The sequence below is a fragment of the Streptomyces sp. NPDC059582 genome (genome assembly GCF_042735715.1).
Taxonomy (GTDB): domain Bacteria; phylum Actinomycetota; class Actinomycetes; order Streptomycetales; family Streptomycetaceae; genus Streptomyces.
The window spans coordinates 48,302-60,267 of the sequence record NZ_JBHWCC010000026.1 but is presented as its reverse complement, the minus strand read 5'-3'; the positions used below and the strand labels follow the sequence as shown (position 1 = coordinate 60,267).

10 protein-coding genes are annotated in these 11,966 nt (G+C 68.7%); all 10 read right to left on the bottom strand.

The features are described from left to right. Positions 1–41 precede the first annotated feature (41 nt). The 10 genes from ACFV0T_RS22425 to ACFV0T_RS22380 all read right to left on the bottom strand — a co-directional run bounded on the left by ACFV0T_RS22425 (position 42) and on the right by ACFV0T_RS22380 (position 11,809). Positions 42–1,088 (bottom strand): zinc-binding dehydrogenase, encoded by a 1,047-nt coding sequence (locus ACFV0T_RS22425; RefSeq protein WP_385781820.1) that lies wholly within the window; start codon positions 1,086–1,088, stop codon positions 42–44. 218 nt (positions 1,089–1,306) lie between these two features. Next, the gene (locus tag ACFV0T_RS22420; protein ID WP_385781817.1) at positions 1,307–2,380 is read right to left on the bottom strand and encodes a tetratricopeptide repeat protein; all 1,074 of its coding nucleotides are present in this window, start codon (positions 2,378–2,380) and stop codon (positions 1,307–1,309) included. Further along, a complete protein-coding gene (locus ACFV0T_RS22415; RefSeq protein WP_385781814.1) occupies positions 2,377–3,549 on the bottom strand; it encodes a DUF4331 family protein in 1,173 nt (390 codons plus the stop codon). Before ACFV0T_RS22415 ends, ACFV0T_RS22420 begins: the two co-directional genes overlap by 4 nt. Positions 3,550–3,585: 36 nt before the next feature. Then, the gene (locus ACFV0T_RS22410) at positions 3,586–4,914 is read right to left on the bottom strand and encodes a Dyp-type peroxidase (RefSeq protein WP_385781811.1); all 1,329 of its coding nucleotides are present in this window, start codon (positions 4,912–4,914) and stop codon (positions 3,586–3,588) included. A gap of 118 nt (positions 4,915–5,032) precedes the next feature. After that, positions 5,033–5,662 carry a hypothetical protein gene (locus ACFV0T_RS22405; RefSeq protein WP_010981989.1) on the bottom strand — a complete coding sequence of 210 codons (630 nt, stop codon included), beginning with the start codon at positions 5,660–5,662 and terminating at the stop codon, positions 5,033–5,035. A gap of 367 nt (positions 5,663–6,029) precedes the next feature. Beyond that, positions 6,030–6,617 (bottom strand): TetR/AcrR family transcriptional regulator, encoded by a 588-nt coding sequence (locus ACFV0T_RS22400; RefSeq protein WP_385781809.1) that lies wholly within the window; start codon positions 6,615–6,617, stop codon positions 6,030–6,032. Positions 6,618–6,838: 221 nt separating this feature from the next. After that, positions 6,839–8,350 (bottom strand): MFS transporter, encoded by a 1,512-nt coding sequence (locus tag ACFV0T_RS22395; RefSeq protein WP_385781805.1) that lies wholly within the window; start codon positions 8,348–8,350, stop codon positions 6,839–6,841. Between the two features lie 68 nt (positions 8,351–8,418). Beyond that, positions 8,419–8,613 (bottom strand): hypothetical protein, encoded by a 195-nt coding sequence (locus tag ACFV0T_RS22390; RefSeq protein WP_385781803.1) that lies wholly within the window; start codon positions 8,611–8,613, stop codon positions 8,419–8,421. Positions 8,614–9,110: 497 nt separating this feature from the next. After that, on the bottom strand, positions 9,111–9,740 hold the full coding sequence (locus ACFV0T_RS22385) for a hypothetical protein (protein WP_010981989.1): 630 nt from the start codon (positions 9,738–9,740) through the stop codon (positions 9,111–9,113). 1,445 nt (positions 9,741–11,185) lie between these two features. After that, complete coding sequence (locus ACFV0T_RS22380) at positions 11,186–11,809, bottom strand: malonic semialdehyde reductase (RefSeq protein ID WP_385781799.1); 624 nt, start codon at positions 11,807–11,809, stop codon at positions 11,186–11,188. Positions 11,810–11,966: the final 157 nt, after the last annotated feature.

Genomic DNA, 11,966 nt, shown 5'->3' with positions numbered 1-11,966 from the left:
GAGAGGGCACGGCCAGCACGCCCACGCGCTCGGTCGACTCGTCAGGGAACGAGGATGAGGCGGATCGGATCGCCGATCTTGTTCTCCAGGCGGTGGATCGCCTTGGGAGCGTCGGCCAGGGAGATGTGGTCCGTAATGGACGGGGCCAGGTCGAGACGGCCGCTGCCGGCGAGCCGGATCAGCTCGTAGACGTGATCGAACGAGGATCCGTAGTGTCCGTACACCTTCTTGTTCTTCAGGTTGAAGGTCATCTTCTCCGAGATCGTCAGCGGCTCCATGGTGATACCCACCAGGACGAGCGCACCGTGGTCACCGAGGAGGGGCGACGCCTGCTCCCGGACCCGGGGAACACCGGCGAAGTCGAAGGCGTAGTCCAGGCCCAGGCCGTCGGTGGCCCGCAGCACGGCTTCGGTGAAACCGGGGTCGGACGGGTCGAGCGCGATATCGGCGCCGAACGCGAGGGCTCGCGCACGCGCACTGGGCAGCGGGTCGACGGCGATGATCGGCGTGGCACCCATCGTGCGGGCCAGCCGGACGGCATGGGCACCCACCCCGCCGACTCCCCAGATGCCCACGGACTGGGCGGAACGCACCTGCACAGTCTCGACCAGGGCCGCGTATGAGGTGGAAACGGCGTCCGGGATGATCGCCGCCTGGTCGAAGGGAAGTGTGTCGGGGATGGGAACGACGGTGTCCTCACGAGCGATCGTGTACTGGGACCAGCCACCGTCGTAGTCGACGCCGCGACCGCGGAACGACGTGCACGTGCCGCCCCTGACGCAGGTGGCGCATTCACGGCAGGGCTGCCCCGCCTGCAGGGCGACCCGCGTGCCGACGGCCAGCTTGCGCTTGAGGCCGGGGCCCACGGAATGGATGACACCGGAGATCTCGTGCCCGAGGGTGAGCACGTTGGAGTTCAAGTGCAGCGGCGAGATGCTTCCGTCGATGAGGTGGAGGTCGGAGAGGCATACGCCCGCAGCCTTCACTTCGATCAGTACTTCGCCCGGTCCGGGCTCGGGAACCGGGATCTCCTCCATGACGAACTTCTTCGTGTCCAGGTGGACGCGTCCTGCCAGCATGGTGTCCATCGCTTTGGCCTTCTCGGGTAGTGGTTGCTGATTAGGAGTGCTGCAGCGGTCCGTGGGGCCACAGAGCGGTGAGGTGCGCGGCAAGGGGCTCAGGGATGAGGGCATCAGCCGGTAAGAGGCCGGGCACGTCTGCCCCAGTGCGGGGTCGGCCGAACGGCACACCAGCGTGTCGGCCGACCCCGGCGGTACCTTTTGCCGCCGGCGTCACCGCTCGGCGGTCATGGGGCAGCCTGTGCGACCCGGTTCTGCGCAAGGACAGCGCGCTGGAACAGGGCATGGGCTCGGGCTGTCTGACGGAATGCGAGGTTCTGCAGGGCCAGTTGGAGCCCCCGCTCGGCATCTGACCCCACGGTGAGCCAGAAGTCGGCCGCGTGGTCGGCGTAAGCCTCCGGGTGACGCAGCACCAGTTCGTCGTAACCCGCTGCCGCGCGCTCGCGCCACTGATGTGCCTCGTGGACGCGGCCGCCTGCGTGCAGCGCGGCCGCCAGGTGGCCGACGTACTCGGGGTCGTCGCTGGTGTGCGCAAGGGGGCGCAGGAGGGCGACGGCAGCCGATGGGTCTCCGCGCAGCAGCTCGACCTCCGCCAGGTGGCCCAGTGCCGACGCGTAGTCGGGCACCCGGCGCCGTGCGGCCTCGTAGCACGAGCTGGCCGCATCGAGATCGCCCTCGCGGTGCCACATCACACCGCGCCGGAAGTCCAGCTGGGCGAGTGGAAACGGCGAGGTTCCCCGATAGTGGCGCCGCGCCTCGTCAAACAGGTTGTCCGCCTCGGCAACCTCCCCGCGTTCCGCCTGGAGTACGGCAAGCGCGCCACATGTCGTGAAGCTGCTCTGCCGCTCTGACGCTTTGCGGATCAGGGCCATGGCATCCGCGTAACAGCCGAGGGCCTGCAGGACGACAGCTCGTTCCGCGTCCAGTGTGGCCTCGTCCACGCCGCTCCGGCCCGCCGCTCCGAGGTCGGCAACGGCCTCGGCGAAGCGGTGCAGGGTCGCCCGCGTCCTGGCGCGGGCGAGCAGGGCCGTGCCGTCCTCGGGTGCGGCGCGAACCAGCCCCTCAGCGAGTTCCGCGGCCTGCTCGTAGTCGGCTACGCGGCCCAGGATCTGGCCTCGGAGGTTGAGGAGGTCGATCAGGGCCGCCCCTTGCGCCACCGCCAACGGAGCCCCAGGCGTCTTCCCGGTACCCGCACGGCTGAGCCGTACGGCCAGGCCGTCGATCTGCCCGTGCAGATTCGCTACTGCGATGGTGCCGTTCGTCGTGACCGGCTCACGTTCCTCGAGAGACGCGCGGGTCATGCCGCCTCCCCGGGGGGAGGCATCAGCGCGGCCAGGCGGGCCCCCAGGTCCGGAGGGGTCGCGTTGGGAGCGTTCAGGTAGGGGAAGCTGCGGGTGGCCGGCTGAGTCGGCTGGTCTACGCCGTCACTGATGCGCTCGCCGTCGATGCCGCCCACCAGCAGCGTGTAGAGGGTGTCCACGATGTCGTCGTTGAGCGACCGGCCACCGCAGGTCATGTGCGGGCCGCCGACGAGCAGGGCGGTCTCGATCTCGAAACAGCCGTCCTCGGAAAAGGGCTTGGACAGGTCGACGACGAGGAAGTCCGCCAGCAGCAGTTCGGTCAGCGGGTGAGCACCCTGCTCGTCCAGCGGCCACGCGGTCGCGCCGTCCAGGCCGTCGTAGAACGCCAGGTTCGCGTTGAGCCGTGCGCGGTAGGTGCTCGCATAGTCGGGCCGCACGCTGAAGGCGTCCTCCTCGTTGAAGAGGTCGCGGATCTCCAGATCGCTGTTGACATGGTCGAACTTCTTGGGCGACATGACCACGTTCTTGATCTCCGGCCGGCCCATGCGCTCCAGCCGGACCGGGCGTCCACCACCGGAGGTCAGGGTCTCGCCGACGACCGCCACCAGCGAGCCGGCGGCCGGGCCCAGCACCGAGGCGTCGATTTCGAGCACGATGCTCAGCGCGTTAAGGCCCTCCAGAACGTTGCTGGCATCAGACCTGAAGGCCAGCTTCCCCGTCGCCTCGGTGACCATCACGCCCACGAAGTCGATGAAGAACGGGTCGAGCCGCGACCCGGCGAAGATCTTCAGCCCCTCGGCCTCGGTGGGCACCTCGTTGCCGACCTGGAAGGAGACCTTCCGGCCGCCGGGCGCCTGGCACGTCCCCGCCTGCACCAGGGTGCCCGTGCCGCCAACCTTCTGGGGAGCGTCGAAGGTGAAGTCGAAGACGTACTCGTCCTCGCCGACATTGAACGCCGCAGCGGCGCCCTCGCTCACGGACGTGATCGGCCGGACGCGGAAACGGTGGGTGATCACGTCGGAGAACAGGGCCGTAGGGGCCGAGGCCGGGAGCACGTTGAGGACGAGCACCAGGTTCCCCGGCCGCTCCGGGCTCGGGAAGGCGTACACGTCGCAGATGTCGGACGCGGGGTCGGCGATGGCACGCGGCCCGGAGAAGTGGTCAGCCATGGGAAACGCTCCTTTTCGCGTTACTTGTGAGAGATGTCAGGTGTCGAGGTCGGCGATCCAGCGCAGCGCCGACAGTCCGGGCATGAAGCAGTACTCGCCACCCCGGTTGACGACGAACGGCGGCAGTCCCTTGAAGCGGCGGCGGATCGGTTTGCGCGGGACGGTGAACCCGCCGTCGTCGTTCATGCCGATCAGCGGGTCCTTTTCCGCGGGCGCCCCGATGAACTTGCCGTCGTTCACCCACTGCCGCTGGACGAACTCGAACTGCCGGTCCAGGTGCGCTCCGACAAAGGCGAACATGATGCCGCGGTCGGCGCCGTCGTCCTCCAGCACCCCCTTGGGCAGCGGCGGACCGTAGGTCGTACCGCGCCTGATCATGCGGTGCAGACGCACCTCGCCGGTGACGACCGCGTCCCGCGGGTTCATGCGCCGGGCGTGGGCGCCCACGGGGCACTTGAGACCCTCCGGGTCGTCGCCGTACATGAACTCGTTGTTCCGCTTGGGATCGGCACCGAGTTCCGGATCGTCCTTGTCCGGCGTCAGCGCCAGCGGGGCGCCACTGGGCCAGCGGCCGACGAGCTTGGCCGCCAGCAACTCCTCGTCGGCGGTGTCGGTGGCGCGCTCGTGGAGGTACTTGCGGAAGTCGGCGACTCGCGTGTGCAGCTTGCGGAAGGCCACGTACGTTCCGTTGCGACCGAGCACCTCGGGCTGCGGAACGGGTGCGACGCCGTGGGTCTCGTCCGTGTATCCGGTGATGAACTCGCCTGCCCTGAGCGGCTCTTCGTACGGATTGGTACCGGGGATGCCCGTGCACTCGATCGCCGGCTGACCAATGCCGTCCCGGAACCCGAACGGTTCCTTCTCGTCCGGTCCGACGTGCACGTCCTGCTGCCAGATGGCGACGACGCCGGGCAGATCGCGCAGGGCGTCGCGGATGAGGAGGAGGACCGTCTCCAGGCGGGCGGCATCCGGGGCGAGCCCGCCCAGGATGAGGTGCACGTCCTTCGAACCGAGCGGGCCCTCCCAGTTCTCCGGCGCGCTTTCCCCGACGTCCCCGATGTACTCCGCCCGCGCGGCCATGCCCTCCCGGAACTCCTCCGGGAAGGTGGCCAGCGACTCCTCGGGCACCCCGAGGGCCGTCAGGCCCTGGAAGCTGAGTGCCACCGCGAGCGAGACCTGGCGCTCGGGGTCGAACGCGGCGACCGAGTCGAGGGCGGGGGTGAGCCGCCGGAGCAGCTCGCGCCCCTGCCGCCGGTCGTCGATGCGCAGGGCGAGGTAGGCGCCCGCGTAGGGCGTCGGCCGTGGCTCCAGAGCGGCGGCCTGGATGTCGTCGAGCTCCAGGGCGTTGCCCTTCTCGATGCTCATGATGCCTTCCAGAACTGTCTTGCGTGGACGGAGTCGTCACGCGGGTCGTGAAGGGGGGCGGGGATGCCGCCCCGTCCCGGAGGGGGCGGGGTTGGTGTCCCCTCCGGGGTGTGGTGGGTCAGCTGGCGGCCTGGGCGAGCAGCGGCTTGAGGGCCGGGTGCTGGAGAGCCTCCTCGGCGGCGGGGTCGTCCAGGACCTCCTGGAAAGCGGCGTTGATCCGCTCAGCCTTGGTGATCTCCGACATCGTCAGGGAGCTGACCGGGTTCCAGTAGGCGGTGGCCTTCTGCTGCCCGTCCTGCAGGATCCACCTCATGCCGGCCATGTTCGCGATGATGTGCTCATCGAAGCCCTCGCGCGTCTTGTCGCCCGTGAGCGACTCAAGGCCGCCGGACTTCTCGATCCACGGGGCGATCTTGGTGTCCCACTCGGTGGTGTGCTGCATCCAGTCCACGAAGTGCTCGAAACCGACGGTCAGGAACGCGTCGTCGATGTAGGGCTCCCACTCGGTCTCGAAGGTGGTGGCCCACAGCAGCTCCGTGCCGTTGTTGAAGATCACGTGGCGGGTGTCACGCAGTCCGGTCTTGATGGTGGCCGCCATGGGGGCCTGCTTCAGGGCCTCGACCATCCGCTGACAGGCCGCCGCGCACTCCTGCTCGTGCCCCGGCTTGATGTGGAAATACGTGGCCATCTCGGAAACAACACCGTCGGTGGCGCCCTTACCCGCCTTCTTCGTGACCGTAGCGTTCATGGTTTCCTCCATTAGAGACCTTGTGCGCGCATGCAATGGCATCGACGACATCTATGGACAGTTACGGGATCCGACTTCGCGACCCCTGTGTGAGACAGATTGACTCACAGAGAACCTATGAGTCAACTTGTCTCAGAGGGATCTGCGTCACACTGATTCAATCCATAGGCGCAGTGATCGGATCGGTGGCACCCACACCGGGCCGCGGGCCGAACGGCTCACGCCGACAGGTCCGGCCGACGGCTACCGAGGCGGCGAACCCCGGAGATGACAGGACCTCGCATCTCTTCACGAGTGCGAGGGAATGCCACCTTGATCAGCCCCGACCCGACTGGGGACATCCAGCCACGCCGGGGACTCGACGACGCTACGACCAGCCCCGCATGGCGGCGTCCACGACGGCGTCCACGGTGTCACGACCCAGGCGGTTCCCGGCGAGAAAGCGCTCGAAGAACAGGGGACCCGCGGTAGCCATGGCAAAGGTCTCGGGGGTGACGTCGGACCTGAGCTGGCCGCGCGCCACGGCCGCGGCAACAGCGGGACGCAGGGCATCTGCGATCTGGTTCAGCAGCGACTCCCGGAGGCGGCGCATGCCTTCGTCATGGCGTGAGCCACCCAGGATCGCAGCAAGGACAGCACCGGCCTGCTCGTCGTCCCACCGCTCGGCAAGCACGCCCAGACGGTGAACCAGCTCCGCTCGCGGATCGTCGCCCGTAGCGGCCCGAAGCTCCTCAGGCATCGGAGGCAGAGGCGGCATGCCGGCCTCCAGCGCGGCCAGGCGGAGGTCGAGCAGGCCGGGCCAGTGCCGATAGACGGTGGCCCGGCCGACGCCGGCACGGGTGGCAACCGCTTGATGCGTCACGGCCTCCAGCCCACCCTCCGTGAGCAACGCGGTGGCCGCCGAGACCATCGCGTCACGGCTGCGCAACAGACGCGGATCGGTTCTGTCTTCCACCTCTCCATTCCCTTCTGTGAGACAAAGCGACTTGCAGCCTAGTATGGGGCATTTTGTCTCAGAAGTTAAGGCGGGTGCCTGGAGAACCTGCACGACTCCCCCGGGGCCGCCCCGTCAAAGGTACCCGGACACTTCCTCCCCATGATCCTTCGTGCACGGCAGCCGTCGCAGCAAGTGAGTGCAGCGCAGCACGCGCCCTCCCAGACAGACCCGTTCGTTGGTCACATGTGGACGACAGGTGCGGCGTCCTCGTCCTGCTGCGGCACGCCGCGGCGGTAGAGCAGGGCGGTCACGACCAGGCCGATGAGGAAGAAGCCTGCCGACCACCAGTAGGCGGTGGAGTAGCCCTCGAGGCCGGCCTGGGCCAGGACGGCGGGGTCCTTGGGATCGCGGTCTGAGAGGTATTCGGTGACGGCGTCGGAGGCCATCGTGCTGAGCAGGGCGACGCCGATGGACCCGCCGACCTGCTGCACGGTGTTGACGGCGGCGGACGCGGCTCCCGCGTCGGCGGCGGCCACGCCCGAGGTGGCCAGGCTCATCGCGGGCGCGATGACCGCGCCAAGCCCGACGCCGACGAGCACCAGCTGGGGCATTACCTGCGTCACGTATCCGCTGTTCAGGTCCAGCGTGGTCATCCACATCATGCCGGCGGCCGCGATGGCCATGCCCAGCGGTACCACCGGCTTGGGGCCTATGCGCGGCACCAGGACGTTGGCGGCCACGGCGGAGGCGGACGACGATGCCACGATCATGGGCAGGAAGGCAAAGCCGGTCCTCAGTGCGCTGTAACCGAGGTTCTGCTGCAGGTAGTAGGTCAGGAACAGGAACACGCCGAACATGCCCGCGCCGCTGACGAAGAGGGCAGCGAAGGAGGCGCCGCGGTTGCGGTCCAGCAGGACCCGCAGGGGCAGCAGCGGATATGCCGCCTTGCTCTGCCGCCAGACGAAGAGGGTCACCAGGACGGTACCGGCCGCCAGCATGCCCCAGGTCGCCACCGAACCCCAGCCATGCGTCTCGGCGTTCGAGAAACCGTAGACCAGGCAGAACAGGCCGGCGGAGACCAGCAGAGTGCCGGGGATGTCGAGCTTCGAGGACGTGTTCCGCGGGGTGCGGTGCAGCAGGACTGCGCCACCGACGAACGCCACCACCGCGAAGACCACGTTGACGTACATGGTCCAGCGCCAGTCCAGGTACTCCGTCAGTACCCCGCCGAGGATCAGGCCGACGGCTCCGCCCGCACCGGCGACCGAGCCCGCGACGGTGAAGGCCTTCGCTCGCTCACGCGGCTCGGTGAAGGTGGTCATCAGAAGCGACAGCGCGGACGGGGCCAGCAAGGCAGCGAACCCGCCCTGGACCGCGCGCGCAGCGACGAGCATGCCGAAACCGTTCGCCGCGCCTCCCACCACGGAAGCGGCCGCGAAGCCGGCCAGACCCACCAGGAAGATCACCTTCTGCCCGACCAGATCCGCAATCCGGCCGCCGAGCAGCAGCAGGCTGCCGAAGGCCAGCGCGTAGGCGGTGACCACCCACTGCCGGTCGGCGTCCGAGAAGCCCAGGTCGCGCTGGGCGGACGGCAGGGCGATGTTCACGATGGTGCCGTCGAGCACACCCATCAGCATGGACAGGGAGATGACCAACAGGATCCACCAGCGGCGCTGGTGTGACGGGTCGACAGGCACATTCTCAGGTGTGGTCTCAGCGCCGCGAGCGGCGGCGATTGCGTTGTGTGACATGGGGACAGCCCTCCAGGCAGCGGACGGGGGTATGACGGCAGAGACAGGGACACAAACGGGCAGAGAGATCAGGTGCGGTTGTGGGACGACGTGACCGCCTCGGTGAAGAGGATCGTGACGCCCTCGTGGAGGCCGAGGCGGCCCACCGCGCCCAGGTTCTTGTGCCGGTACTCCTGCGGCGGACGGCCGCGCGGAACCGCGATCACGTTGTCGGCGAATACTGGGGTCGCGTCGGGGCGGGCTGCGCGTCGGGAGGGCCTCACGCGCCCTCTTCGGCGGCCAGATCGGGCACCAGGGCGTTGTCGCGCGCGTGGTCGAGGCCCCTGACCTGGAGGGTGCGGGGTGTCGACATGGCCGCGCGGGCTGAGCGACAGGCCGAAGTGGGACAAGACGGGGTCGGAGCGGACGCCATCTGTCCAGTCCGACTCCGACGAGCAGACCCACGCCCTTGTCCAGGAGCCTTCCGGCCGGACGGAGTCGGCGGCAGGTGCGGGCAGGAGGGTGCCGTTGAGCTCCTCCTGCCTGCCGCCAGGGCGCGGTCAGGAGTCGCTCAGATCAACGGCCATCCGCCTACCGCCAGCGGGTGTTACGGCGAAGTGCACGGTCTGAGCCCACCCGCGCCAACGGCGCATGTCTCACCGATTGTCGCGGCCTCGGTCGTCGCTGGACCGGTTGGAATCGTGGTCGCACCGCTTCGAGTCATGGTCACACCGAGGTCCCGGAGGGGGCGGGGTTGGTGTCCCCTCCGGGGTGTGGTGGGTCAGCTGGCGGCCTGGGCGAGCAGCGGCTTGAGGGCCGGGTGCTGGAGAGCCTCCTCGGCGGCGGGGTCGTCCAGGACCTCCTGGAAAGCGGCGTTGATCCGCTCAGCCTTGGTGATCTCCGACATCGTCAGGGAGCTGACCGGGTTCCAGTAGGCGGTGGCCTTCTGCTGCCCGTCCTGCAGGATCCACCTCATGCCGGCCATGTTCGCGATGATGTGCTCATCGAAGCCCTCGCGCGTCTTGTCGCCCGTGAGCGACTCAAGGCCGCCGGACTTCTCGATCCACGGGGCGATCTTGGTGTCCCACTCGGTGGTGTGCTGCATCCAGTCCACGAAGTGCTCGAAACCGACGGTCAGGAACGCGTCGTCGATGTAGGGCTCCCACTCGGTCTCGAAGGTGGTGGCCCACAGCAGCTCCGTGCCGTTGTTGAAGATCACGTGGCGGGTGTCACGCAGTCCGGTCTTGATGGTGGCCGCCATGGGGGCCTGCTTCAGGGCCTCGACCATCCGCTGACAGGCCGCCGCGCACTCCTGCTCGTGCCCCGGCTTGATGTGGAAATACGTGGCCATCTCGGAAACAACACCGTCGGTGGCGCCCTTACCCGCCTTCTTCGTGACCGTAGCGTTCATGGTTTCCTCCATTAGAGACCTTGTGCGCGCATGCAATGGCATCGACGACATCTATGGACAGTTACGGGATCCGACTTCGCGACCCCTATGTGAGACAGATTGACTCACAGAGAACCTATGAGTCAACTTGTCTCAGAGAGGCCTCCGTCACACGACTGGCCCTCCGTTCACATACGGCCGCGGCTCTGGCGTACACGAGTCGCCCTCGGTACACCGGCCGAGGGCGACATTGACAGGAAGGCCCAACGGCAGTCCAGGGCTCGCTGGCGAAGACGGTCAGACCGCCGTCCTTCTCGATCAGTTGGCTGATCAGTCGGCACACGCCCCGAGCGGGCGAGGACCCCACTCTTCGTCCACAACCCCGTCCCCGCCAACAGCCGCCCCAGCCCCGAGCTCCTTCTGGGAATTCGGGGCCTTCGCCTGCCCGGCAGACGGGCCGACCGACCGGCTCCTCCAAGGAACTCGCGGGCACCCTGGCAGGGTTGGCCGGGCGGACGCGGCTCGGCATGGGCCCGAAGCCAGTGGACGAGCCCAGCTGGGTCTGCCCGCGAGCAAACTGGTGTCACCACTGCGAGTAGTGCGGGGTGCACGCGCCGAAGCGTCGTGGCCTCCACAGAGCAGCGCACCCCGTTTCGCTCGACCAAGCAGGGCGGCCGCACCCCGGGCAGCGAGCGCACCAGCGCCCATCGACCCTCCGGGGAGCCTCTCCACTCGTAGCGGCGGGCGTCGAAGCCTCCTACGCTGACGTGCCGCCGCGAGTGCCTGCGCTGCTGCCACCTCTGGCACCAGTCGAACGGGCGATGCATCCATGCGGGGGCCCGGCGCCCAAGCGGCCCGGCACAGGGCGTAGCGGTCCTGGGCGAAGACCAGAGCGAGGCGGTCACGCTTGGTCTTGGACCAGGGCATCGCCCATCCGTCGACCCGCGGGCCGTAGCGGTTGGCGAACTCAGGCACGTCGATCCGTGCGGCCAGCCAACGCAGGGGCGGCGTCCACAAGGGTCTCCAGGGCCGCGCGTCGGCTTTCCCCTGCATGCTCCAGGCGCGGTTCAGGTCGCGCACCCCGCTGATCACGTGGGTGGAGTCGGTGCACTACTTACCTCCGGCGCCGACGAGCCCTGCCTGTCGGCAGTGCTCCAGGAGCCGGTGGCGCACTGCAACACCGTGACCAGCGAGGCGACATGCCCGGAGCCCCGCGCACGCCGAACGAGGCGGCAAACGGCTCGTCGGCGGAGAATTCCGCGAGACGGTCCCGCGCCCGTATCGGCCGACTGCCGTGCGAGTGGGCGGCCCGCGCCACCAGCACGGTCCGCTCCGGGATCTTGGCAACCCTTCCGGCTGCAACGACATCCGCACCACCCCGCTACCGCAGGACAGTTGGGGCGCCGGTGCTCAGAAGTACCGGCGCCCACGGCATGGCGCCTCTCACCTACCAGGCGGCAGTGCCCTCAGGCATAGGCGACGGCGTCATCGACGGGCACCCGCGGCAGCCGCGGGAACCACGGGTCGGCACCGGGGTGACCGATGTTGACCACCAGATGCGAGCGCCAGCTGGTACCCGCGAAGAACTCCTCGTCCACGCCGGCCCGGTCGAAGCCCGCCATGGGACCGGCCGCCAGCCCCGCCGCGCGCACCGCGAGCAAGAAGACCCCGGTCTGCAATGCCGAGTTGTAGGCCGCGAGGCTCTCGCGCTTCTCCGACTGGTCGGCGAACGCCGCTCGCAGCATCTCGCCGCGAGCCGGGAAGACGGTCGGCATCTGCTCGTGGAAGTCGACGTCGTAGGCCAAGACAGCCACGGCCGGCGCACTGAGCGTCTTGGCCCTGTTGCCCTCGTCGAGATGCGGGCCCAGTCGCTCCTTGCCCTCGGGAGTGCGCACGAAGAGCACGCGCAGAGGCTGGCCGTTGGCGGCGCTCGGCGACCAGCGGGCGAGTTCCCAGATCATGGCGAGTTCGTCGTCGGCAACGGCCACCTCGGCGAAGGTGTTCGCGGTCCGGGCCTCGGTGAACAGCACCTTTCGTCCGGCGTCGTCGAGGACATCGAGGGCCTGCGGTTCGCGGTTGGTCATGCTCATGATTTCTCTCTTACTTCGGTTGTGTGTGGTGCCGGGGCGGGTCGACCGCCCCCGCACCACCCCCGGGGGCCGGGTTTGCGGAGCCCGGCGGGGCCCAACGGCCCCGCGATGTCACAAGGGCCCTGTCCCCGGGCCGACGGCATGTGTTGTGTGCTGT